At 66.4% G+C, this 24,512-nt stretch carries 21 protein-coding genes and 1 tRNA gene; 14 read left to right on the forward strand and 8 right to left on the reverse strand.

Annotated elements, in window-relative coordinates; translation table 11 throughout:
• Positions 1-40: 40 nt before the first annotated feature.
• From BXA00_RS13020 to BXA00_RS13035, 4 genes are all read left to right on the forward strand, one after another.
• The gene (locus BXA00_RS13020) at positions 41-1,735 is read left to right on the forward strand and encodes a thiamine pyrophosphate-binding protein (RefSeq protein WP_076518863.1); all 1,695 of its coding nucleotides are present in this window, start codon (positions 41-43) and stop codon (positions 1,733-1,735) included.
• 190 nt (positions 1,736-1,925) lie between these two features.
• Entirely contained in the window at positions 1,926-2,705 is a 780-nt protein-coding gene (locus BXA00_RS13025) for an SDR family oxidoreductase (RefSeq protein WP_076518864.1), read from the forward strand.
• 16 nt (positions 2,706-2,721) lie between these two features.
• On the forward strand, positions 2,722-3,180 hold the full coding sequence (locus tag BXA00_RS13030; RefSeq protein WP_076518865.1) for an Lrp/AsnC family transcriptional regulator: 459 nt from the start codon (positions 2,722-2,724) through the stop codon (positions 3,178-3,180).
• Between the two features lie 161 nt (positions 3,181-3,341).
• Entirely contained in the window at positions 3,342-3,953 is a 612-nt protein-coding gene (locus BXA00_RS13035) for a gamma-glutamylcyclotransferase (RefSeq protein ID WP_076518866.1), read from the forward strand.
• A 44-nt stretch (positions 3,954-3,997) separates the two neighbouring features.
• On the opposite strand, the gene mgtE is transcribed toward BXA00_RS13035, so the two are convergent.
• The 3 genes from mgtE to BXA00_RS13050 form a co-directional block, all read right to left on the reverse strand.
• Positions 3,998-5,470: a magnesium transporter gene (mgtE, locus tag BXA00_RS13040; protein WP_076518867.1), complete on the reverse strand. Its 1,473-nt coding sequence runs from the start codon at positions 5,468-5,470 to the stop codon at positions 3,998-4,000.
• Between the two features lie 10 nt (positions 5,471-5,480).
• Positions 5,481-5,891 (reverse strand): acyl-CoA thioesterase, encoded by a 411-nt coding sequence (locus BXA00_RS13045; protein WP_056320808.1) that lies wholly within the window; start codon positions 5,889-5,891, stop codon positions 5,481-5,483.
• 97 nt (positions 5,892-5,988) lie between these two features.
• The gene (locus BXA00_RS13050; RefSeq protein WP_076518868.1) at positions 5,989-7,083 is read right to left on the reverse strand and encodes a YeiH family protein; all 1,095 of its coding nucleotides are present in this window, start codon (positions 7,081-7,083) and stop codon (positions 5,989-5,991) included.
• 114 nt (positions 7,084-7,197) lie between these two features.
• On the opposite strand from BXA00_RS13050, the gene BXA00_RS13055 reads away from it, so the two are divergent.
• Positions 7,198-8,091 (forward strand): LysR family transcriptional regulator, encoded by an 894-nt coding sequence (locus BXA00_RS13055; RefSeq protein WP_076518869.1) that lies wholly within the window; start codon positions 7,198-7,200, stop codon positions 8,089-8,091.
• Positions 8,092-8,095: 4 nt separating this feature from the next.
• On the opposite strand, the gene BXA00_RS13060 is transcribed toward BXA00_RS13055, so the two are convergent.
• A complete protein-coding gene (locus tag BXA00_RS13060; RefSeq protein ID WP_076518870.1) occupies positions 8,096-9,292 on the reverse strand; it encodes a M20 aminoacylase family protein in 1,197 nt (398 codons plus the stop codon).
• 77 nt (positions 9,293-9,369) lie between these two features.
• Here BXA00_RS13060 and BXA00_RS13065 point away from each other — a divergent pair, with 77 nt between their 5' ends.
• Positions 9,370-11,082, forward strand: a complete 1,713-nt coding sequence (locus BXA00_RS13065) for an AMP-binding protein (RefSeq protein WP_076518871.1) — start codon at positions 9,370-9,372, stop codon at positions 11,080-11,082.
• A gap of 25 nt (positions 11,083-11,107) precedes the next feature.
• Here the strand turns inward: BXA00_RS13065 and BXA00_RS13070 are convergent, their stop codons facing one another.
• Positions 11,108-11,983: an inositol monophosphatase family protein gene (locus BXA00_RS13070; RefSeq protein WP_076518872.1), complete on the reverse strand. Its 876-nt coding sequence runs from the start codon at positions 11,981-11,983 to the stop codon at positions 11,108-11,110.
• Positions 11,984-12,154: 171 nt separating this feature from the next.
• On the opposite strand from BXA00_RS13070, the gene mnmC reads away from it, so the two are divergent.
• From mnmC to BXA00_RS13105, 7 genes are all read left to right on the forward strand, one after another.
• Positions 12,155-13,993, forward strand: coding sequence for an FAD-dependent 5-carboxymethylaminomethyl-2-thiouridine(34) oxidoreductase MnmC (mnmC, locus tag BXA00_RS13075; protein WP_076518873.1), 1,839 nt, complete (start codon positions 12,155-12,157; stop codon positions 13,991-13,993).
• Positions 13,994-14,272: 279 nt separating this feature from the next.
• Positions 14,273-16,498 (forward strand): glycoside hydrolase family 31 protein, encoded by a 2,226-nt coding sequence (locus BXA00_RS13080; protein WP_076518874.1) that lies wholly within the window; start codon positions 14,273-14,275, stop codon positions 16,496-16,498.
• A gap of 186 nt (positions 16,499-16,684) precedes the next feature.
• Positions 16,685-17,773, forward strand: coding sequence for a methionine ABC transporter ATP-binding protein (locus BXA00_RS13085; RefSeq protein ID WP_076518875.1), 1,089 nt, complete (start codon positions 16,685-16,687; stop codon positions 17,771-17,773).
• The gene (locus tag BXA00_RS13090; protein ID WP_076518876.1) at positions 17,730-18,383 is read left to right on the forward strand and encodes a methionine ABC transporter permease; all 654 of its coding nucleotides are present in this window, start codon (positions 17,730-17,732) and stop codon (positions 18,381-18,383) included. The genes BXA00_RS13085 and BXA00_RS13090 overlap by 44 nt, the downstream gene beginning before the upstream one ends.
• 56 nt (positions 18,384-18,439) lie before the next feature.
• Entirely contained in the window at positions 18,440-19,237 is a 798-nt protein-coding gene (locus BXA00_RS13095) for a MetQ/NlpA family ABC transporter substrate-binding protein (RefSeq protein WP_076518877.1), read from the forward strand.
• Positions 19,238-19,378: 141 nt separating this feature from the next.
• Positions 19,379-19,454: transfer RNA gene (locus BXA00_RS13100), tRNA-Lys, on the forward strand.
• A 529-nt stretch (positions 19,455-19,983) separates the two neighbouring features.
• Complete coding sequence (locus BXA00_RS13105; RefSeq protein ID WP_076518878.1) at positions 19,984-20,472, forward strand: NUDIX domain-containing protein; 489 nt, start codon at positions 19,984-19,986, stop codon at positions 20,470-20,472.
• 134 nt (positions 20,473-20,606) lie between these two features.
• On the opposite strand, the gene gstA is transcribed toward BXA00_RS13105, so the two are convergent.
• Positions 20,607-21,212, reverse strand: a complete 606-nt coding sequence (gene gstA / locus BXA00_RS13110) for a glutathione transferase GstA (RefSeq protein ID WP_076518879.1) — start codon at positions 21,210-21,212, stop codon at positions 20,607-20,609.
• 131 nt (positions 21,213-21,343) lie between these two features.
• Between gstA and BXA00_RS13115 the strand changes: the two genes are divergently transcribed.
• Complete coding sequence (locus BXA00_RS13115) at positions 21,344-22,267, forward strand: LysR family transcriptional regulator (protein ID WP_172805875.1); 924 nt, start codon at positions 21,344-21,346, stop codon at positions 22,265-22,267.
• Between the two features lie 78 nt (positions 22,268-22,345).
• On the opposite strand, the gene BXA00_RS13120 is transcribed toward BXA00_RS13115, so the two are convergent.
• Complete coding sequence (locus BXA00_RS13120) at positions 22,346-23,629, reverse strand: diguanylate cyclase (RefSeq protein ID WP_231952250.1); 1,284 nt, start codon at positions 23,627-23,629, stop codon at positions 22,346-22,348.
• A 28-nt stretch (positions 23,630-23,657) separates the two neighbouring features.
• A complete protein-coding gene (locus BXA00_RS13125) occupies positions 23,658-24,434 on the reverse strand; it encodes an EAL domain-containing protein (protein ID WP_076518882.1) in 777 nt (258 codons plus the stop codon).
• Between the last annotated feature and the right edge of the window lie 78 nt (positions 24,435-24,512).

A 24,512-nucleotide genomic window follows, 5' to 3' on the forward strand; every position in this document is an offset into this window, starting at 1 on the left:
CCGCCGCCCGGGCGCGGCCCTTGAAATACGTGGAGATGACATGGAACACATGAACGGCGCCGAAGCCATGGTGCGGATGCTGCAACACAACGGCGTCAAACATATCTTTGGCCTGTGCGGCGACACCACCTTGCCGCTTTACGATGCGCTGTACCGCCTGGACCACGGCATGCAGCACATCCTGACGCGCGACGAGCGCAGCGCGGGCTACATGGCGGACGCCTACGCCCGGGTGACGGGCAAGGTCGGCGTGTGCGAAGGCCCGAGCGGCGGCGGCGCGACCTATCTGCTGCCGGGACTGGTGGAAGCCAACGAATCGTCGATCCCGGTGCTGGGCATCACCTCGGACGTGGCGGTCGGTTCGCGCGGCAAATACCCGCTGACCGAACTGGACCAGGAGGCGCTGTACCGCCCGCTGACCAAGTGGAATCGCACCATCGACCGCGCGGACCAGATCCCGGGCATGGTGCGGGCGGCCTTCCGCGCCATGACCACCGGCAAGCCCGGCTCGGCGCACCTGTGCTTTCCCTATGACGTGATGAAGCAGCAGGTGGACGCGTCCGATGTGTGGGCCCAGCCCGAGCACGGCAGCTTCCCGGCCATGCGCTTCGCGCCGGACCCGGCCGACGTGGCGCGCGCCGCGCAGCGCCTGGTGGCCGCCCGCTCGCCGGTGATCATCTGCGGCGGCGGCGTGGTCATCGCCGGCGCGAGCGCCGCGCTGCAGGAACTGGCCGAGGCCCTGAAGGCCGCGGTGTGCGTGACCGTGAGCGGGCAGGGCAGCCTGGCCGACACCCATCCGCTGAATGCCGGCGTGGTGGGCTCCAACGGCGGCGTGATGGCCACGCGCGACGTGGTGGCGGCGGCCGACGTGGTGCTGTTTGTGGGCTGCCGCGCGGGGTCGACCTCGACCGAGCACTGGCGTTTCCCGAACCGCAACGTGCCGATCCTGCACGTGGACATCGACCCGATGGTGATCGGCGCCAATTACCTGACCGAAGTCGGCCTGGTCGGCGACGCCAAGCTCGCGCTGGAGGCGCTGGGCGCCGAGGTGCAGGCGCGCCTCAAGCACCGTCCGTCGGATGCCACGGACGGCGCGGTGCTGGCCGGCCGCGCCAAACAGGCGCGCCGCGCGCAGCTCGAGCCGCTGGCCGCCAGCCTGGATGCGCCCATTCTTCCCGAGCGCGTGGTGCAGTCGCTGAACCGCCTGTTGCCCGACGACGCGGTGGTCTGCGCCGACCCCGGCACGCCGTGCCCGTATTTCTCGGCCTACTACGATGTCTCGCGCCCCGGCCGCCATTTCATCACCAACCGCGCCCACGGCGCGCTGGGCTTTTCGATGTCGGCGGCGATGGGCGCCTGGGTCGGCCGTCCGAACGCCAAGTGCGTGTCGGTGATGGGCGACGGCAGCTTCGGCTTCACGGTGGGTGAACTTGAAACCATCGTGCGCCACAAGGCGCCGCTGCTGATGGTGGTGTTTTCCAATTCAGTCTACGGGTGGATCAAGGCCAGCCAGAAGGCCGGCTACGACAAGCGCTATTACAGCGTGGACTTCAACCGCACCGACCATGCGCGCATCGCCGAAGCCTACGGCGTGAAAGCCTGGCGCGTCGAAGATCCGTCCAAGCTGGACGCCGCGATCAAGGCCGCCATGGAACACGACGGCCCGGCGCTGATCGACGTGGTGACGCAGCCGCTGCAGGATGCGGCGGCGCCCGTGAGCCAGTGGATGGGCTGAGGCGCCAGCCGCTTTCCGCCATCACCGATGGGGCCCTTCGCGGGGCCCCATTTTTTTCGGGCGGCGGGACCGGCGCCCGCCGGATCAGAAAAAAATTCCACGCCGGCGGGCCGGCTCCTATACTGGACCGCTTCGGAGCGGCGGGCCGCGGGCGCCCGGCGCCGTCAACGCGACAGCAGAGAGGGCAGGCATGGATCTGGGGATCGGCGGCAAGAAGGCACTGGTGTTTGGCGGCAGCCGCGGCATGGGCCGCGCGTGCGCGCTGCAGCTTGCGCGGGAGGGCGTGGCCGTGACCATCGCGGCCCGCAACCCGCAAACGCTGGAGCAGGCCGCCGCCGAGATATCGCGCGAAACCGGCATCGGGGTGGGGTGGGTGTCGGCCGACCTGACCCAGCCGCAGGGGCGCGACGCCGCCATCGCCGCCTGTCCGCATCCCGACATCCTGATCAACAATGCCGACGGGCCGCTGCCCGGGGATTTTCGCGACTGGTCGCGCGAGGACTGGATCGCGGCGCTGGACGCCATGATGCTGGGCCCGATCGACATGATCCGCCGCGTGGTGGATGGCATGGTCGAGCGGCGGTTCGGCCGTATCGTCAATATCGTGTCGCGCAGCGTGAAGGCGCCGCATGCCGAGCTGGGGCTGTCCAACGGCGCGCGCTCGGGCCTGATCGGCTTCGTGGGCGGACTGGCGCGCCAGACCGTGCGCCACAACGTCACCATCAACAATCTGCTGCCCGGCGCCTTTGCGACCGATGCGCAGACTCGCCACATCCAGGGCATGGTGCAGCCGGGCGGCAAGACGTTCGAGCAGCTGTGGGACGAGCGGGCGCGCAGCAATCCCGCCGGCCGCTATGGCCAGCCCGAAGAGCTGGGCGCCCTGTGCGCCTACGTCTGTTCCGCGCACGCGGGCTACATGACGGCGCAGAATCTGCTGATCGACGGGGGCGGCTACCCCGGGACCTATTGATTGCGCAGGGAATCCCATGGACCAGACGGACCTCAAGATACTGGCGCTGCTGCAGAAGGACGCCACCTGTTCGGTCGCCGAAGTCGCCGAACAGGTGAACCTTTCCGTGACGCCCTGCTGGCGCCGCATCCAGAAGCTCAAGGACGACGGCGTCATCGCACGCAACGCCATCCTGCTGGATCCGCGCGCGCTCGGGCTGAACCTGACGGTGTTCGTGTCCATCCGCACCAGCCAGCACAACGAGAAATGGACCCAGAGCCTGATCAACGCCGTCATGGCCTTGCCCAATGTGGTGGAGTTCCACCGCATGGCCGGCGACGTCGACTATCTGTTGAAAGTCGTGGTCGAGGACATGGCGGCCTATGACCGCTTCTATCGCCGGCTGATCGGCGCGGTGGACCTGCTGGACGTCAGCGCCAGTTTCTCGATGGAAGTCATCAAAAGCACCACGGAACTGCCGCTGGGCGCGGGGTAGGCGCGGGGCGCGCAAATTTTTTCCTGGCGCCCGTGCCGCCGCGGATGCAATTTTCTTTCTGCGTGTTGCGCGGGCCCAATCTGGCAATGCTTTTGCTTGGGCGGCGGCGTAGGATATCGCTCACTCCTGTCTTGGAGTGAACCGGGATATCAGAGGACCCTATGTCGTTGGCAGTGCCCGCCGGCTGCGGCGGATTGGAAAAATCGCGGCGAGCGGCGTCGGTGGATGATCTGCTGGCCGGCTGGAATGGCGTCGATGACCTGTGGGTGTTCGCCTACGGTTCCCTGATCTGGCATCCCGGATTTGCGTGGCGCGAGCGGCGGCTGGCCACCGTGCGGGGCTATCACCGGTCCCTGTGCCTGTGGTCGCATGACCATCGCGGGTCGCCGGACAATCCTGGCCTGGTGTTCGGGCTGGACCGCGGCGGCTGCTGCCGCGGGGTTGCCTTCCAGATCGCGGCCTGCGATGTGCCCGAGGTCTTCCAGGCGTTGTGGCGCCGGGAGATGGTCACGGGCGCCTACTGTCCGCGCTGGCTGACCTGCCACACCGAGGCCGCGCCGGTGCGCGGGCTGGTGTTCCTGTTGAACCGGGCCTGCCGCGAGTATGCGGCCGATCTCTGCGATGACCGCCTGCTGGCGTCGGTGCGCAATGCGGTCGGGCATTCCGGCCCGTGCCTGGACTATGTGGTGGAAACGGCGCGCGCGTTGCGCGCGCATGGCATCGACGATTGGCGGCTGGGAGACCTGGTCCGCAAGCTGGGCCACGCGTTCTGAGGGCGCGGCGCCGGGCCGTCCCTGGTCCGCGCCCGGCTGGCGGGCTACAGCAGAAAGATCGTGGCCAGTCCCAGGAAGATGAAAAACCCAAGCGAATCGGTGGCAAAGGTGAGCAGCACCGACGAGCCCATCGCCGGATCCTTGCCGAAGCGCGCCCGCAACATGGGCACCAGCACGCCGACCGAGGCGCCCACCAGCATGTTGCAGATCATCGCGGCCATCATGACCAGCGCGATGGACACCGATCGCGATATCACCCACGCGAACAGCGCGGCGACGACGCTGCCGCACAACCCCACCAGCAAGGTGACGAAGAGCTCGCGCTTGACGAGCTGCCACAGGTTGCGCCCGGTGATGCGGCCCATGGCCAGCGCCCGGATGATGAGCGTCATGGTCTGGTTGCCGGAGTTGCCGCCGATGCCCGCCACGATGGACATCAGGAAGGCCAGGATGACGATGTGGCTGACCGTGCCCTCGAACTGCGAAGCCACGAACGAGGCCGTGGCGGCGGTACAGAGGTTGAACAGCAGCCACGGTGCGCGGTTGCGCAGCGCCGTGGTGACGGGGGCGAAGATGTCCTCTTCCTGCAGGCCGGCGCGCGACAGCGCCTGCTCCTGCGAGTCTTCGCGCATCACGTCCACCACGTCGGCGATGGTGACACGGCCGATGAGGCGGCCCTGGTCGTCCATCACGGGGGCGGACACCAGGTCATAGCGTTCGAAGGCGCCGGCGGCGTCGGCGTCCGAATCCAGCGGGTTCAGCGTCAGGAAGTCCGAATCCATGACGGCGCGCACTTCGGTTTCGGGCTCGCTGACCAGCAGGCGCGACAGCGGCAGGATGCCTTGCAGTTTGTCCTGGCGGTCGACGACGAAGATCTGGTCGGTGTGGTCGGGCAGTTCGTGCAGCCGGCGCAGGTAGCGCAGCACGACCTCGAGCGTGACGTCCTCGCGCACGCGCACCATCTCGAAGTCCATGATGGCGCCCACGCTGTCTTCCGGATAGCCCATGGCTTCCAGCAACTGCGCGCGTTCTTCTTCGGTCAGGCCCTTCTGGACTTCCGCCACCACGTCCGGGGGCAGGTCGGGCGCCAGGTCGGCCAGCTCGTCCGCGTCCATGCTTTCGGTCGCGGCCACCAGGTCCTGGCGGTCCATCGCCTCGATCAGCGACTCGCGGACCCAGTCTTCGACTTCCAGCAGGACGTCCGCGTCGTGCTCGGGGCTGACCAGTTTCCAGATGGCCTGGCGTTCGTCCTTGGGCAGCGACTCCAGGATGAAGGCGATATCGGCCGGGTGCAGGCCGTCGACCAGCGTCTTGAGCTCGGCCTCGTGCTGGCGATGCACCAGGTCTTCGACGAGCGTCGCCTTGGCGTCGCCTTCTTCCTGGCGGTGCACCAGGTCCTCGACGAGTTGCTGACGGCGCAAGCGCTCCTGGACTTCCGCGAGGGCGGTCTGGGCGTCTTCCGGGTCGAGGCGGCGGGGCGTCGCGGGCGGTTTCTGCGCGGCGGCGGACTGCGTCATGCGATACGGCTCAAAGAGTGGGGAGAGGGCGGCTGCGCCGCGCTTCGTCGGTGGCGACGTAGGTCAGCGTGGCTTCGGTGACCTTGACGACTTCGGCGTCCAGCCGCTGGCGTTCCGCGTAGACCTCGACGGACACCGTGATCGACGTGGTGCCTGTCTTGACGATGGCGGCGTAGAAACTGAGCAGGTCGCCCACGAACACGGGCTCTTTGAACTGGAAGGCATTGACTGCCACGGTGGCCACGCGGCCAGCCGCGCGGCGGGCAGCGGGGATGGATCCGGCGATGTCCACCTGGGACATGATCCAGCCGCCAAAAACGTCCCCGTGGATGTTCGCGTCGGCCGGCATCGGCATGACGCGCAACACCGCGTCGCGATGGGCAGGCAGAGTCGTGAACGGGGTTTTGGTGCTGGAGGTCATGCGGCCGACTCCAATGCTAGGGAACCAGCCGATTATGCAGGAAAAACGAGACGGCGGCGTGCGCGACGGGCGCGCGCCGCCCGGGACGCCGGGGCGATCAGCTTGCCAGCTTCACGATCCCGTAGCCGCCAACCAACAGCCAGACGTAGAGGATCAGTCCCAGAGCCATCACCCGCGGCCCGGCTTTGCGGATCTGGGCGAAGCGCGTCTCGATGCCCAGCGCGGTCATGGCCATGGTCAGGGCGAAGACGTCGAGCCGGCGGATGGCCGTGACGACATCGGCCGGAATGATATTCAGCGAGTTGATGATGGCCAGCACCAGGAACCCGACCGCGAACCAGGGAATGGGGAGCTTGGCGCCCTTGCCGTGGCCGCCCGCCTGAGTGGCGGCGCTGCGCAGGTACATGCCCAGCACCAGCAGCACGGGCACGAGCAGGGCCACGCGCGTCATCTTGACGATGGTGGCGACCTCGGTGGTTGCGGGGTCGATGTTGCTGGCCGCGCCCACGACCTGCGCCACCTCGTGGATGGTGCCGCCAATATAGATGCCCAGCGCCTGGGTGTCGAAATTCAGCCAGCCCGCATGGTAGAAGATCGGATACAGGAACATGGACAGCGTGCCGAACAGCACGACGGTCGCCACGGCCACGGCGCTCTTGTGGGGCGCGGCGCGCAGCGTGGGTTCGAACGCCAGCACGGCGGCCGCGCCGCAGATCGCGCTGCCGGCGGCGGTCAGCATGGCCGTGTCGCGGTCCAGGCCCAGCAGGCGCTGGCCGACCACCGTGCCGATCAGCAGGGTCCCCAGCACCACCGCCACCGACACCGCCAGGCCGGGCAGGCCCACGGCCGCGATCTGCTGGATGCTGATGTTCAGGCCATAGAACGCGACCGCGATCCGCAGCAGGCGGCGCGCCGTGAAATTGACGCCCACGCCCCAGTCGGCCGGCATGGTGCCGCGCAGGAAATTCCCGTACAGCATGCCGCAGACGATGCCCACGACGAGCGGCGAAAAACCCAACTGGCGGATGAAAGGCAGATCCGCAAGCTGCATCACCGCGCCCGCCATCAAGCCCACGAACAGCACGCCGTTGAGCTTGTCGCGCCAGGGCGTGACCGAGGGGGAGGGCGCAGCGGAGGCCGGGGCGGCCGGGCTGGCGGGGAGGGGGACGGCGGACGTGGTGGAGGTGTTCATTACTGGCCTTTCCGGCATAACTACATAACTAGACGAAATATTAGATCCGGCCGTATTATTTGAAAAATCTTCAATGTAAATATTGAATATCAGAAAAGCTGATATCGAAGGCCTATGACGCCGGATCAACTCCTCACCTTCGCCGCAGTCGCCGACACCGGCAACATCAGCCGCACCGCACAGGCGCTGCATCTGTCGCAGCCGGCGGTCTCGGGCCAGCTACGCGCCTTGCAGGAATGGTTCGGCGAACCGCTGTACCGCCGCAGCGGGCACGGCATCGCGCTGACCGAGGCGGGTGAACGCCTGGCCGAGCAGGCGCGGCAACTGCGCCAGGTATACCGGCAGGCGCAGGCCGTGCGGGAATCCTGGCGTGGCCTGGAAACCGGTGCGCTGCGCCTGGGGGCCAGCACCACGCCCGCCAGCTATCTGCTGCCGCGGCTGGTGGCGGATTTTCGCCAGGCCTACCCCGCCGTAAGCCTGCACCTGTCGGACGGCAATACGCGCGAGATCGTGAATCGCCTGCCCGCGCTGGACATGGCGTTCATCGAAGGGGACGTTCCCGCCGGATTGCCCGCCGACACCGCGGTGCATGCGTGGCGGCAAGACGAAGTGGTGGCGGTCGTTCGGGCGGACCATCCCCTGGCGGGCGGCGGGGGCGCGACGCTGCGGGACCTGGCGGCGTCGCCGCTGGTCATGCGCGAACCCGGTTCCGGCGTGCGCAGGCTGGTCGAGCGGGCGTTCGCCGACGCCGGGCTTGCGCCGTCAGTCGGCCTGGAGCTGGCCGGGGTGGAAGGCGTGAAGCAGGCGGTGCGCGCCGGATTGGGCGTGGGCTTTGTGTCGGTGATGTCGATGCGCCACGAAGACGGGGCACTGGCGGCGCTGCGGCTGTCGCCCAGGCCGCTTACGCGGACGCTGAGCATCCTGGTGCCGCACGCCGATGCCGCCGCCCGCGCCGCCGAACGCTTCCTGGCGATGTGCCTGGCGGTCGGCGGGCAGGACGGCGGGTAGACGATCAGGGCTTGGCCAGCCGCTTGAGCGCCAGTTGCACCCAGTAGGTGCCGCCCAGGGGCAGCAGATCGTCGTTGAAGTCGTAGCTGCCGTTGTGCAGCATGCAGGGGCCCAGGCCATGGCCGCTGTCGCGGTGTTCGCCGGTGCCGTTGCCGATCCAGACGTAGCAGCCCGGCAGCTCCTGCAGCATGAAGGCGAAGTCTTCGGCGCCCATGGTCGGCTGCACGTTGGCGTTGACGTTGTCTTCGCCGACGATGTCGCGCAATACCTCGGCGCAGAATGCCGCTTCGTCCGCATGGTTGATGGTGGGCGGGTAGTTGCGCTGGAACTTGAATTCCACTTCGCAGTCCATCGCCGCGCAGGTGTGGCGCGCGATTTCTTCCATACGGCGTTCGATCAGGTCCAGCACATCCAGCGTGAAGGTGCGCACGGTGCCGCGCAGTTCCGCGTGGTTGGGCACCACATTGTCGGCGCTGCCCGCGTGGATCTGGGTGATGCTGAGCACGGCCGCGTCGAGCGGGTTGCGGTTGCGCGTGATGATGGTCTGCAGCGATTGGGCCATCTGCACCGCCGCCATGACCGGGTCGATGCCCAGGTTGGGCATGCCGGCGTGCGTGCCCTTGCCCTTGATGACGATCGAGAATTCGTTGCTGGACGCCATGATGGGGCCGGGCGTCAGGCCGAACTGGCCGGACTTCATGCCGGGCCAGTTGTGCATGCCGAACACCGCTTCCATCGGGAAGCGCGTGAACAGGCCGTCGTCAATCATGCGCTTGGCGCCGCCGCCGCCTTCCTCGGCGGGCTGGAAGATCACGTACACGGTGCCCGCGAAGTCCCGGTGCTGGGCCAGATACTGCGCCGCGGCCAGCAGCATCGCGGTGTGGCCGTCGTGGCCGCAGGCGTGCATTTTGCCGTCATGCTTGCTGGCGTGCTCGAAGCTGTTGGCCTCCTGCATGGGCAGCGCGTCCATGTCCGCGCGCAGGCCCACGGCGCGGTCGCCGGGCTGGTTGCCCCGGATGATGCCCACGACGCCCGTGCCGCCCAATCCGCGATCGATTTCGATGCCCCATTCCTGGAGCTTGGCCGCGACCACGTCGGCGGTGCGGAACTCTTCGAAGGCCAGTTCGGGATGCGCGTGGATGTCGCGTCGGATCTTGGAAATATCCTGGTGCCAGGCAACGATGGGTTCAAGGAGTTTCATGAGGGAACTCGGGTGAAATAGGGGGAACGCACAAAGGGTATCATCATTCAAAAACCAGTTTAATGGAGACAAATACCATGACGCGTCCGTGGCTTGCGCATTATCCCCAAGGCGTTCCGGCGGAGATCTCCACCGAGGATTATTCCTCGCTGACCGACTTGCTGGACCGGGCCTGCAAGCGGTATGCGGCGCGCATCGCGTGCACCGCGATGGGCAGCGATATCACCTATGGCCAGCTCGATGCCCATGCGCGCGCGTTTGCGGGCTGGCTGCAAAGCCTGGGCCTGGACAAAGGCGCGCGGGTGGCGCTGATGATGCCCAACGTGCCGGCCTATCTGGTGTGCATGCTGGGTTCGCTGCGAGCGGGCATGACGGTCGTGAACGTCAATCCGCTCTATACCGCCGACGAGCTGCAGCGGCAGGTTCTGGACAGCGGCGCGTCGGTCCTCGTCATCCTGGAGAACTTCGCGCACACGCTGCAGCAGGTCTCCAACCGCGGCCCGCTGAAGCATATCGTCGTGACCGGGCCGGGCGACCTGCTCGGCGGCCTGAAGGCGCCGCTGGTCAACCTGGTGGCGCGCTACATCAAGAAGATCGTTCCGCCGTGGCAGATCGACGGCGCCCGGGCGCTGCCCAAGCTGCTGCACGAAGGCGCGAACCTGCCGTTCAACCCGCCGGCCATCTCGATGGACGACGTGGCGGTGCTGCAATACACGGGCGGGACCACTGGCGTGCCGAAGGGCGCCATGCTGTCGCACCGCAACCTGGTGGCCAACGTGCTGCAGACCGAAGCGGTCGCGCAGCCGGTCCTCCACGACCTGGGTGACAAGCAGCTCACCATCATCAGCGCGCTGCCGCTCTATCACGTGTTCGCCATGACGGTCTGCGGCCTGTATGCCATGCACGCCGGGATGCGCAACGTGCTCATCATCAACCCGCGCGACCAGCCGTCGCTGATCAATGCGTGGCGCAAGACGCCGGTCAACATATTTCCGGGCGTCAACACGCTGTTCAACGCGCTGGCGCACAACGAGGACTTTGCCCGTCTGGACTTTTCCGGGCTGCGGCTGACGCTCGGGGGCGGGATGGCCGTGCAGCAGCAGGTGGCCGAACGCTGGCTGAAGATCACCGGGCGGCCCCTGATCGAAGGGTATGGTTTGTCCGAAACGTCGCCGGTCGCGACCGTGAATCCCACCAACGCGACGGCGTATTCCGGCTCGATCGGGCTGCCCCTGCCGTCGACCGACGTGGCGATCCTGGACGATGCCGGCGTTGAGGTGCCGCTGGGCGAGCGCGGCGAGGTCGGCATCCGGGGGCCGCAGGTCATGCTGGGGTATTGGCAGAAGCCCGACGAGACGCGCGACTCGATGACCGCCGACGGGTTCTTCCGCACCGGCGATATCGGCATCATGGACGAGCAGGGCTACACGCGCATCGTGGACCGTAAGAAGGACATGATCGCCGTGTCCGGCTTCAAGGTCTATCCGAACGAGGTCGAAGCGGCGGTGGCGCAGCATCCCGGCGTGCTGGAATGTGCGGCGATCGGTGTGCCGGATGAGCACTCCGGCGAAGCGGTCAAGGTGTTCGTCGTGAAGCAGGACCCGTCGCTGACCGAGGCGCAGGTGCAGGAGTGGTGCAAGGAGAAGCTGACCGGCTACAAGCGTCCGCGCTTCGTGGAGTTCCGCGATGAATTGCCCAAGAGCAATGTGGGCAAGATCCTGCGCCGGGAATTGCGGCCCGGCGCCCAGGCCGCCCCTTCCGACAAGACCTCCGCCAAGACGTCCGCCTAGCGCGGCCGGGGCCGCCCGCGCGGCCTCAGCCTGGCTTGGCCAGGTGCGGCGCGATCATCTCGTGCAGTGCGCGCTCGATGGCGGGATTGCCCGCCACGACGCGCCCGCCGATCGGCCAGGGATCTTGCTTGTGCATGTCCGAGCACACGCCGCCCGCCTCGCGCAGGATCAGGGTGCCCGCGGCCACGTCCCAGGGCGCCAGTCCCATTTCCCAGTAGCCGTCGTAGCGGCCGCAAGCCGTCCAGGCCAGGTCCAGCGCGGCCGCGCCCATGCGGCGCACGCCGCGCGCGCGATTGATCGCGTCGTGCAGCATGGGCATGTATTGGGCGGCGAAGGAGAAATCGCGGAACGGAAAGCCGGTGGCCAGCACGGCGTCTTCGATCGTCTGCGTGCGCGAGCACGAGATGCGGCGGCCGTTCAGCCAGGCGCCCACGCCGTAGACCGCGGTGAACAGTTCTTCGCGGCTGGGGTCGTAGACCACGCCGATGACGGGCGTGTCTTGCGTCAGCGTCTGGTTAGCGGACATCGACGTGCCCGCGTGCGCGATCAGGGCGATCGAGACAGCGTAATGCGGGATGTCGTGCAGGAAATTGGTGGTGCCGTCCAGCGGGTCGATGTACCAGGTGGCCGCGCCTTGCGCCTTGCCGCCCGTTTCTTCGGCGACGATGCCGAACTTGGGCGTACGGGCCTTCAGTTCCTGGATGATCGAGGCTTCCGCCTCGCGGTCCGCCTGGGACACGAGATCGTTGCGCGCCTTGCGGTCGATCACGAGATCTGCGCGGTGGTGCGCGTAGGATTGCAGGATGGCTGCACCCGCATGCGCGGCGGTGACGGCCGCGTCGATCGCGGCGCACAGGTCAATGGGCGAAGCCAGCGATTGGGGCTGATCGTAGGTATCCATGAAATCAGTGTAAGCCCAGGTATGCGTCAAACCCGTGGCAATCAGACTAATCCGTCGCCCCGCGTGGTGCGCATCCAACGCGACAAGGGATGAGGCGGGATAATCCGCGCTTCGCCATTTTTGTATCTATTGGACTAGAAGGCCGTGACTTACGTTCCCCTGACTCCTGCAATGGTTGAATTCGACGCCGACGGAAAACTGGTCAGTTCCGTCTATGGGGACGTATACCACTCGCCCTCCGGGGCCATGGGCCAGGCCGAGTACGTGTTCCTGCGCGGCAACGGCCTGCCCGAGCGCTGGCGCGGACGCGCGTCGTTCACGGTTTGCGAGACCGGGTTCGGATTGGGCCTGAACTTCCTGGCGCTCTGGAAGGCCTGGCGGGACGATCCGCAACGGCCCGCGGCCCTGCACGTCGTGGCCATGGAGCGGCACCCTTTTTCGCGCGACGACGTGGGCGCGCTGCTGGCGCGCCATGCGCCAGAACCGCTGTCCGGCCTGGCGCCCGCGCTGGCCGCGCAATGGCCGGCGCTGCTGCCGGGACTGCACCGGCTGGAATTCGAGAATGGCGCGGTCACGCTGACGCTGGGTTTTGGCGATGCGCAGGTCCTGGCTCCACGCCTGGGCGCGCGGGTGGACGCATTTTTCCTGGACGGCTTTGCGCCCGAGCGCAATCCGCAGATGTGGGCGCCGCCGCTGCTGCGCGCCCTGGCCGGGCTGGCGGCGCCGGGCGCCACCGTCGCCACGTGGGCCTGCACCGGGGAACTGCGCAGGAATCTGGATGATGCCGGGTTCGAGGTGCGGCGCGCGCCCGGTTACGGGGGCAAATGGCACATGACGGTGGGGCAGGTCCGGGAAGCGGGCCGCGCGGCGGCGCCGGCCGCCGTGTCGTCCGAGCGCCATGCGGTGATCGTGGGCGCGGGACTGGCCGGCGCGGGCATTGCGCAGGCGCTGGCCGGCCGCGGCTGGCGCGTCACCGTGCTCGACGCCGGCCGGATGCTGGGAGCGCCGGCGCACGCGGGCCACGTGGCGGCGGCGCTCACGCCGGTGCTGGCGCGCGATGACAACGCGCGCGCCCGCCTGTCGCGGGCGGGCAGCGAGCGGGCGTGGGCCCGCTGGCAGGGCCTGCCGGCGGGGGCGGCGCCCCGGGTGTGCGGCACGGTCCAGGTCGAGCGCGACGCGGGGCGGTCGGCGGCGCTGGCCGGAACGCTGGCGGCGCTGGCATTTCCGGAGGATTGGGTGCGCCAGGTGTCGCGCGAAGAGGCCAGCGCATTGGCGGGCCTGCCGGTGGCGCGCGGCGGGGTGTTCTTTTCGCAGGGCATGCTGGTGCAGCCCGGCTTGTTGATCGAGGCGCTGCTGGCCGCGTCAGGCGCGGCCGTGCTGCCCGGCCGGGCGGAGCGCGTGTCGCCCGCGGGGCAGGGCTGGCGCGTGCTGGACGCCTCGGGGGTCGAACTGGCCCGGGCCGATACCGTGATCCTGGCCAACGCCGCCGGCGCGCGCGACGTGCTGGCGGCCAGCGGCCTGCTGGACCCGCTTGCGCGCGTTGCGCAGATGCATGCGCTGGCCGGGGAGGTCACGCTGGTCCCCGCGTCGGCGCTCGACGGCGGTCCGCGCTGCATCGTGGGGGGCGAAGGGTATCTGCTGCCCGACGTCGGCGCGGGTTGCGTGGTCGGCAGCACCTATGTGCACGGGGCTGCCGAGGCCAAGGTAGGCGCCGAGGGCCAGCGCGTCACGTTGGACAAGGCGGCGGGCTTGCTGGGCGGTCACTTCCCGGCGTACGACGCCCTGGTCGCTGGCAGCTTGCCGGGCTGGGCGGGGTGGCGCGCGGTCCTGCCGGGCCGTCTGCCGGCCGTCGGCGAACTGCCGCACGCGCCCGGCCTGTGGCTGGCAACCGGGTACGCCTCGCGAGGCCTGTCCTGGTCGGCGCTGATGGGCGACCTGATCGCGGCCCGTCTGATGGGCGAACCGCTGCCGCTGGAGACCGATCTGGCCCAGCTTGTTTCACCACGATGAAAAAAGTTGATGGCGCGCCGGGCGCCGCGGCCGGCTAGCGTAGAATTGTAAAAATTGCCGGAATTTGACGCCAATAGGCCGCAATTGACCTTCGGGCCGGCAATTCGGGGACTTGGCGGCGAATTGGCAGCGTCGGCGCGGCCAGGCGCAGACCAAGGGCTTTATGCCCCTTTTTTGGATGAAATGACCGTCCAAAAGAGGGATCGAGTTTATTTCAAAGCTCAAATCCGTCAAAATAGCGTCTTTTGATGGTTTTTGGCTTAAGCCGGGGGATGCTCTGTGCCGCCCAAGTTCGACTTTGCCCATACTACCCAGCTCGACTCCGTCGAGTTGCTGACGTCCCGCCCCAGTCGCATCGATTTCGACGCGGGCGATGGGTTGCACCTGGTAGTCGAGGCGCATGCGCCGGGAGTTTTTCGCCTGCGCTGCGGCGAGGCGAACCACTTCAATGATGACAAGCCCAGCGCGCGTGCGCGCGCCGTGGCCGAAATGCTGCTCGCGCGCCAGGAGGCGGTGGGCGAAGCCGCCCTCGCGCCTCGCGAAGGCGGGGACGGCTGGCGGATCACCCAGGGCGAAGTTGCCCTCGAGATCCTGACCAATCCCGTGCGCGTGGCCCTGTACCGCCACGAAGACCTGGTCTTCGAGTCCGAGGTTTCCGCGCATGCGCCCGCTTTCGGGCACAACGCGCTGGACCAGGCCGAAGATGCCGTCTGGACGGCCTGCTTCACCCTGGCCGCCCATGAGCGCGTTTTCGGGCTGGGCGAGACGCCCGGAGACCTGAACCGCCGCGAGGAATCGGTGGTTTCCGACGATCCCGAGCATCGCGCCCTGCCATTGGCATGGAGCCCCCGCGGATGGGGGCTTTACGTCAACACGATGCGGCGCGTGGAGCATTCGGTGGGCGTCGCGCCGGCCGACTCCGCCTATGTGCTGACCGTGGACGACGCCGTCCTGGATCTGTTCCTCTTCGCGGGCGAACCCACTGAAATCCTGAACCAATACAGCGCGTTGACCGGCCGCGCCGGGCAACCGGTGCTGTGGGCGATGGGGGCGTGGTTGCAGCAGGCCGCCGGCGAGATGCCGACGCAGACGGTCGCGCTGGTGGCGCGCATGCGCGAAAACCAGATCCCCGTGGACGCCGTGACGCTGGCCCAGCCGGCCGCGTGGGGTTTCCAGGCGGACAAGACGGTCTTCGAATGGGACGCCCAGCGGTTTCCCGACGCCAAGCAGATGCTGGCCCTCTTTCACAAGCACAACGTGCATGTGGCGGCCTCCGGTTTCCCGGGCGTCATCAAGACCAGCCCGCTGTTTGAAGAACTGGAAGACCGCGGCTGGCTGCTGACCCGGGACGACGGCTCGGCGCAGGTGTTCGACGGCAATGCTGCCACCTCCGGCCAGCCTTACGGCCTGCTCGACCTGACCTATCGCGACATCTACAACCTGTGGGTCGAGCGCCATCGCCAACTGGTGGAAGACGGCCTGGACGCGCCCGCGTGCGATGCCCAGATCGCCATCCCCGATGGCGTGACCGCCCGCAACGGCGAGACCGGGCCGGCCCTGCGCACCATGTACCCCTTGCTCGTGCGCCGCGCGCTGTTCGACGCGGTGGCCGGGTTGAAGGTGCCGCCCGAGGGCGTGGTGCCCAGCGCAGACCTCTTCCCCGCCGCCCAGCGCCTGCCGTGGCAGGTGGGGCCGCAGGTCGACAATACCTGGGAAGGCCTGCGGCACTCGCTGCGCACGTCGCTGTCGATCGGCGCCAGCGGGGTACCGGTTCAGGTACACAACATCGGTTCGGCCGCGCGCGACCGCTCGGGCATGACGTCCGAGCTGTACCTGCGCTGGTTGACGGCCGGCATCTTCTCGGCCAACTTCGCCTTCCAGGGCGTGGACGGCCTGATGCCCTGGGATTTCGGCGACGACGTGCTGGCGCACGCCAAGACCTGGATGCAGTGGCGCTATCGCCTGGTGCCTTATGTGCTGGGCGCCATCGAGGACTCGGCCCGCACCGGCCTGCCGGTGCAGCGGTCCATGGCCCTGTCGTTCCCGAACGATCCGCACGCCCACGAATGGGATTTGCAATACCTGCTGGGCCCGGCCCTGCTGGTCGCGCCCATCACCGAACCGGGCAACCAGGTGCGCGTGTACCTGCCCAAGGGCGAGGCGTGGTGGGATCTGAACACCGGCCATCGGTACGAAGGCGGCACCACCTGGACCATCGACTGCGAGCTGGGCCAGTTCCCGGTCTTCGGCCGCGAAGGGCACATGCTCTGTCTTGGCCCCGCCGCGCAGCATACGGGCGAGTTCAATTCGGCCCGCATCCTGGACGAGGTCTGGATGTTCGGCATGCCGGTGCACAACCCGGTCGTCATGCGCAACAAGATCCGCGTGATGCAGATGCAGGGCTCCAGCTACATCAAGGGCCTGGAAGGACTGCGGATTTCGCCGTCCGAAGGTCTGGAAGTGAAGCGGCGAGGAGCGGAAGTCCGCATTTCGCGCGCGCGCTGAACGCGGTGCGGCCACTGGCCGGCCGTCTACGACAAAAGGGCAGTCAGGAAGGCTTTCCTTCCCGGCTGCCCTTTGTGTCTTTGCCGAGCCGCGGTTCCGCACCCGCAATTTATATAACTTGTAGTTATTAAAAATGATAAAAACGGTCGTTCTCTTTAGAAGAGAAAAGATACAAAATCGCTTGCCATGATTCACATCGAGAACCTATCCAAGACCTACGCCACGCCGCACGGGGAATTCCAGGCGCTGCGCGGCATCAACCTGCACATTGAGCAGGGCGAGGTCTTCGGCATCATCGGCCCCAGCGGGGCCGGCAAAAGCACGCTGGTCCAGTGCATCAACCTGCTGGAACGCCCCAACGAAGGCAAGATCTCCATCGGCGGCCAGGCCCTGACCGGTCTGAGCGAAGCGCAGCTTCGCGAACAGCGCCGCCGCATCGGCATGGTCTTCCAGGGCTTCAACCTGCTGTCGCGCCGCACCGTGTACGGCAATGTCGCTCTCCCGCTGGAAATCGCGGGCGTGTCCAAGGCTGAGATTCCTGCCCGCGTCGAGCGCCTGCTGGCGCTGGTGGGCCTGGAACATCTGCGCGACCGCTATCCCAGCCAGATCAGCGGCGGCCAGAAGCAGCGCGTGGGCATCGCCCGCGCCCTGGCCAACAATCCGGACGTCCTCTTGAGCGACGAGGCGACCTCCGCGCTGGATCCGGAAACCACGCACAACATCCTGGCGCTGCTGCGCGACATCAACCGCAAGACGGGCGTGACCGTGGTCATGATCACGCACCAGATGGAAGTCGTGCGCGAGGTCTGCGACCGCGTCGCCGTGCTGTCGCAGGGCGAAGTCGTCGAAATCGGCAGCACGCGCGAAGTGTTCGCCCAGCCGCGCCACGACGTGACGCGCAACATGGTGTCGGCGGCCACGGCCTCCGACCTGACCGACGCCACGCTGGCGGCCGTCAAGGAACGCATCCAGACGCTCGCCGCCGCCAATCCCGGCCAGGCCGTGCGCCTCTTGCGCCTGTCGCTGACCGGCACCGACGCGTCGGGCGCGTTCCTGTCCGACCTGTCCAGGCAGTACGGCCTGGACATCGGCCTGGTGCAGGCGCGCGTCGAAGACATCCAGGGAGTGGCCGTGGGCACGATGTTCGTGCTGGCCCAGGGCGCGCCCGCCGCGCTCAAGGACGCGATCGCCGCCTTGAACGCCCGTGACATTACCGTTGAAGAAATAGCTCATGAGTCCGCAACTGATCGACCTGCTTATTACGTCGCTGCTTGACACCCTGCTGATGGTGGGCGTGGCCAGCGCCATCGCGGTGATCGTCGGCATTCCGCTGGGCGTGACGCTGACCGTGACCGCGCGCGGCAACATGCTCGAGAACCAGCCTGTGAATCACGTGCTGGGCGCAATCATCAACGCCACCCGCTCGGTGCCCTTCGTCATCCTGATGGTCGCGATCATTCCGTTCACGCGGCTGGTGGCGCAGACCTCCATCGGCACCACCGCCGCCATCGTGCCCTTGTCGGTCGCCGCCATTCCCTTCATGGCCCGCATCGCCGAAAACGCCATGCGCGAAGTCGATCCGGGCCTGATCACCGCGGCGCGCGCCATGGGCGCATCGCCGATGCAGATCATCATGAAGGTGCTGCTGCCCGAAGCCTTGCCCGGCCTCATCGCGGCCACCATCGTCACCGTCGTCAGCCTGATCGGCTATTCGGCCATGGCCGGCGCCATTGGCGGCGGCGGATTGGGCGACCTGGCGATCCGCTACGGCTACCAGCGCTTCCAGTCGGACGTCATGGCCGCGGTCGTGATCGTGCTGATCGTTTTGGTCCAGGCGATCCAGAGCCTCGGCGACCGCTTCGTGCGCCGCATGTCGCATCGCTGATCGTCCTGGCGCAGAGTCCATCTTTTCCTACTTCCGTTATTTCGGGATATCGCAACATGAGCATCAAGGTTTTGAAGTCGCTGGCCGCGTTCGCCCTGGGCGCCGCCGTTTTTGCCCAACCCGCGCTGGCGCAGGACAAGCCGCTGAAGGTCGGCGTCACTGCCGGTCCGCACGCCCAGATCTTTGATGTGGTGAAGGCCGAGGCCGCCAAGCAGGGACTGAACATCCAGGTCATCGAATTCTCCGACTACGTGCAGCCCAATGTGGCGCTGGCCGCGGGCGACCTGGACCTGAACAGCTACCAGCACCAGCCCTATCTGGACAACGCCAACGCCGACCGGGGCTACAAGCTGGTCAGCATCGCCAAGACCGTGATCTTCCCGATCGGCATCTACAGCAAGAAGATCAAGTCGCTGTCGGAGCTGAAGGAAGGCGCCCGCATCGCACTGCCCAACGACCCGACCAACGGCGGCCGCGCGCTGTTGCTGCTGCAGGCCAACGGGCTGATCAAGCTGCGTCCGGAAGCCGGCCTGAAGGCCACGCCGATCGACGTGATCGAGAACCCCAAGAAGCTGCGCTTCATCGAGCTGGACGCCGCCCAGCTGCCGCGTTCGCTGGACGACACCGACGCCTCGGCGGTGAACACCAACTTCGCGCTGGAAGCCGGCCTGAATCCCACGAAGGACGCCATCGCCCAGGAATCGCCGGATTCGCCCTACGCCAACGTGCTGGTCGTGCGTGAAAAGGACAAGGACCGTCCCGAATTCGCCAAGCTGGTCTCGATCTATCACAGCCCGGCCGTGAAGGAATTCATCCAGACCAAGTTCAAGGGCGCCGTGGTGGCGGCCTGGTAATCCCGGTCTAGGGCTGCATCACCCGCGCTGAGTTCGGCCGCCGCAAGGCGGCCGATTTCTTTGGATCAGGCGGCAGGCAACCCATTGCCCGTCATTTTTTGACAAGCCCTTCCAAATCCGCCATAATTTCGGGCTTCGGTCGGGTTGTTAGCTCAGTCGGTAGAGCAGCGGACTTTTAATCCGTTGGTCGCGAGTTCGAGTCTCGCACAACCCACCACCCCAATTTCTGCAATACCCGGTCTTGCAAGACCCAGAACTGACGCCGCTCTCTTGAGCGGCGTTTTTCTTTGGTGCGCCCGGCAGGGCGCACGCGCTCGGAGGTGGAAGTCTTCTACTCGCCCGACAAGGGGAAGAGTTAGCCGAAGACCGGGGGGCTGAAGGAAGCCGGATGGCAAAACGGCGGCCTGACGAACACGAAGCGGATGAGGCGTGTCAGCGGGGTGAGGCGGCCGAACTCGTCAAAGCCCGATACTTGTGGGGAACGCTGTCACGTAGATCCGACAGGTATAAGCGTGAAATTGGGTGCGTTATACCTGGGGAGATCTGAGCGTGTGCTGGGGAGGTTCCGGATCACGCGGATCAATGCGCAAATGATCGGTTCGCGCACTTTTTCGACTTGCGTGCAGGGCATTACGCGTGTGGCGTGCGGTTTAGATTCATGGAAAACTAGCTAAGTAATCGAATCTCTGAAGAATATTGCTGCGACTTTATGGATCGGATTGGCAAGGACCAGGAGTGACTTACATATGGCGAGTTTTTCCGATAGCTATCTGGGCCGCCTAAGGGAGCTAGTAGGCAGTCGACTGCTCCTCGTGCCGGGAGCTCGGATCATCATTCAAAACGGTGCAGGCAATGTACTTTTACAGCGCCGGAGTGACTTCCGCGTTTGGGGGCTGCCAGGAGGGAATGCCGAAGAGGGCGAGACGTTGGAGGAGGTGGTCATCCGGGAAGTTGAAGAGGAGATGGGAATCAAAGTCGATGAGTTGCGACCAATTGGCTTCGGCTGCGACCCTGCATATGAGACCCATGTATTTCCGAACGGAGATCAATGCCAGTATTTCTGCCTCGTATTCCACACGAGATCGTTTAGGGGCGAGCCGGTAGTCAACGACGATGAAAGTATCGACGTGGGATGGTTCTCGATGAACGACCTGCCCGATATGCTGCCGAATATGCGCCGTAGCGTGGAGGCGTATCAGCGTTACGAGCAAACAGGTGAATTTCAGATAATTTGAACTCGCTTAGTCTCTGGGCGAGGACCTATCTGTTGCATGTGACCCTAACCCAGTTTTTAGTACCTGTGGATTCAGACGGACTGATTCGGGGTTAGCTCAATCGGCCACCATTGACGAGGTCGAGCTTGGCGATGTTATTGCCCGGCTTCAACGCGCAAGGCCGCCTGCACGGCGGGCCGCGCGCCGATGCGCTTCACATACGCCGGCAGCGCGGGCCAGCGGCCGAGGTCGATAGCGAAGAACTTGCACCAGCCCAGCACGGTGTACAGGTAGGCATCGACCACGCTGAATGCTGCGCCCGTCAGATGATCCTGGCGGGTCAAAGTGTCTTGCAGGAAGTCGAACCGCTTGAACAGTTTTTCGCGGAAGATCGCCTTGGCTTCTTCGGGCAGCGCCGCGTTGAAGAGCGGCGCGGAACCGGCATGGATTTCGCCGCTGACGAAGTTCAGCCACTCTTGCAGCCGTACGCGTTCCCATGTGCCCGCAGCGGGCGCCAGCCGGCTTTCAGGCTTGAGGTCGGCCAGGTATTGCAGGATGGCCGGGCCTTCGGTCAGGACGTGGCCATTGTCCAGTTCCAATGCGGCCACATAGCCCTTGGGATTGATGGCGCGGAAGTCGCGGCCGTCGGCGGTCTGCTTGGTTTTGTTGTCCACCTTGACCAGATCGAACGGCAGGCCGAGTTCGCGCAGCACGATATGCGGCGACAGCGAGCAGGTGTGAGGGGCGTAATACAGCTTCATCAAGCCTCCAGGAAAAGTTGAAAACCGGTGCGCCGCGTGTTGCCGGGCGCTGCGTGGCAGTCTGCTTGTCCAGGGTGAGGCCGTAAAATTAATGCTCAATTTCTTGAGCATTAGCTGGGCTACTGATAACCATGATGAACCTCCTGCACTGGCGCCTGCTGGCGGCCGTGGCGGACGCGGGCAATATTTCGCGCGCCGCCGAGCGCGTGGGCATTACCCAATCGGGGGCCAGCCAGGCCATCGCGCAGTTGGAAGCGGCGCTGGGATTCCAGGTGTTCGTCCGCGAGCGGCGGCACATCGGCGTGACGGCCTTGGGCGAGCAGGTCATCGCGCACGCGCGGGCGATGCTGGCGAGTCTGGACGCGATCCGTGTCCTGGCCGATGACAGCCGCGGCCTCAACGGCGGGCGCATCCGGCTGGCGAGCTTTCCCTCGGTGATGTCGACGCTGCTGCCCGGTCTGCTGCGCACTTTTCAGCGCCGCCATCCCGGCATCGAGCTGGTGGCATTGGAAGGCACGGATGAAGAAGTGGAAGACTGGCTGGCGGCGGGAACCGTGGAATTGGGTGTGGTGCTGAACCCGGCGCCCGGCCGCGCCGCGGCGATATTGGGGCGAGATGCCTGGGTCGCGGTGCTGCCGATCAGTCATCCGCTGGGCCGCCGCGCCAGCGAGCGCGGCGTCACCTTGGAAGAACTGGCCGCGCAGCCCTTCATCCTTGCCACGGGCGGATGCGCGGTGAACGGGCAAAGCCTGATGACGCAAGCGGGCCTGCACCTGTCGGACGTGCGGGTGACGGTCCGTGATTGGGCCAGCGCCTGCGTGCTGGTGCGGGAAGGCATGGGGGTGGCGCTGGTGCCCGAATCGACCTTGCCCGACGAACAGCGGGGCCTGCGCGTTATGCCGCTGATGCCAGCCGTCCACCGCGAGTTCGGCCTGGTGTGCTCGGAAACCGGGAAGGCGTCGCGGCCGACACAGGCGCTGCTGGCGGGGTTGGGCAAGATCGCCGGCGGTCCCGCCGAATCGCCTCGGGATGAGAGGCCGGGGCTATCCCATTGAATCAAACGCCGCGACCTGATCAGCGGCGTTTTGCATCGGACCGTGTTTCTGCGAACGGCGGACGGGCGCACGGACGCGTCACGGCGAGACGGATACGGCATTGCGGCCGGCCCGTTTGGCGTCGTAGAGGGCTGCATCTGCGCGCGCGATCAGCGCGTCGATGGTTTCGCCGGCTTCCAGCTGTGCGATGCCGAGCGACACGGTCAGCGGACCCACTTCCGAATCTCGATGCGCATGGACGCGGGTGCGCACGCGCTCGGCCAGTAGAACGGCGTCGCCGATGACGCAATCGGCCAGCACGATCATGAATTCCTCGCCGCCCCAGCGAATTACCGTGTCCTGGCTACGGGCCGCCGCTCGCAGAATGCCCGCGACATCCGAGAGAACGCGGTCTCCCGCAAGGTGCCCGAAGGTGTCGTTGATGCGCTTGAAATGATCGATGTCCGCGATGATGAGGCAGAGTGAATTGCCGCCGGCCTGGGCGCGGGAAAAGGCCTCGCGCAGGGTTTTCTCGCCGTGGTGGCGGTTGTAGAGGCCGGTCAGCTTGTCCTTGGTGGCCGCGCGCAACAGCTCCTGTTCCCGCTGGACCCGGCGCGACACGTCCTTGCCGACGCCGATGTGGTGCGTCGGACGCCCGTCATCGTCAAAGATGGTCGAGATGGTCTGTTCGACATGGAACAGCGAGCCGTCACGCCGGCGATTGATGAAGGTGGCGCGGAAATCCTGGCCGCTCGACAGCGTGCGGTACATGGCTGCATAGAACGCGTCGTCATGCTTGCCGGACTTGAGTATGGCCGCGGTCTTGTGCTTGATGTCGGATAGCGGGTAGCCGGTGGCGTTCTCGAATGCCGTGTTCACAAAGATGATCTGTGCCTTGGCGTTGGTCAGCATGACGAGGTCGCTGGTTGCGTCCAGCGCGCTGGCGAGGAGGCGATTGGTGCGTTCCTCGCGGATCATGTCCGAGATGTCTTCCTGCACCGAGACAAAGTGCGTGACCGTCCCGCGGCCGTCGTGCACGGGCGAGATATTCCAACGGACGGTGTATTCCGAGCCATCCTTCCGGTAGTTCGTCGCCACGCCCTCGAAATGCCGGCCTTCTTTCAGGCAGGACCGCAGCGCATCGATGACGCTTGCGTCGGTGGCGGGGCCTTGAAGCAGGCGGAGTGAGCGGCCGCGCAGTTCGTCCAGGGTATAGCCTGTCATGGCGGTGAATGCGGGATTTGCCTGCAGCACGCGGCATCCGGCGGAAAGGTCTGCGTCGGTGATGACCATGGCGTTCCACGCCTGCATGAACGCCGCTTCGAACAGCGGCGGGCTGCCGCCAGACTCCGCCACGGTGTGCATGAATGGCGCGTCATCCACCGCCCCGTCCTGGGGGCCGCAAAGACAATCAGGAGGCATTGGAAACGGGCGGCATCGCCTTGAACGCCGGCTTGGCGAACAAATACCCTTGCATGAGCGTGATGCCTTGCGCGGCCAGGAAGTCGCGCTCGCCCACGGTTTCGATCCCTTCGGCAATGACGCGGATGCCCAGGTCGGTGCAGATGGCCTGCACCCCCGCAACGATGCGTTGGCGGGGAACATCGGTATCGATGCCGCGCACCAGCGCCATATCCAGCTTGATCAGGTCCGGTTGGAAGTCGGCCAGGAGCGTGAGGCCCGAGTAGCCCGCGCCAAAATCGTCGATGGCCGTCTGAAATCCATACGATTTGTAGGCGCGGAAGATCGACAACAGGTGTGCGCGGTCGACGATGCTCTCGCCCTCGACCGTTTCAAAAATGATCCGATCGGGCGGAAAGCCGGTTCGCTCGGCGGCCTCGAATGTCGTGCGGATACAGGCGGCGGGCTGGTAGACCGCGTTCGGCATGAAATTGATGGACAGGTATCGGTCCATTCCCATGCTTGCGGCAAGTTCGATCGCCGTCGTGCGGCATCGCTGGTCGAATTGGTAGCGATTGGCGTCGTCCACTTGGGACAGCACGGAGGCGGCAGGCTGGCCGTCGGGTCCGCGCACGAGGGCTTCGTACGCATAGGGCTGTCCGGTGGTGAGGTCGACGATGGGCTGGAAGGCAAACGCCATGTCGATGGCGCCGTCCTGGCCGGATTTGCAGCCCTGGCACGGACCGCCTGGTGAGGATGCCTGGGATGCGGCGAGGATTCGATTCATGTCTTGGCGGGTTCCGGCAGAAGAAGGGGGGAGGGGAGACCTGCCTGGACTGGGGGCGGCAAGCGGCGCGCGGCCGCA

The organism is Achromobacter sp. MFA1 R4, from assembly GCF_900156745.1.
Taxonomy (GTDB): domain Bacteria; phylum Pseudomonadota; class Gammaproteobacteria; order Burkholderiales; family Burkholderiaceae_B; genus Achromobacter.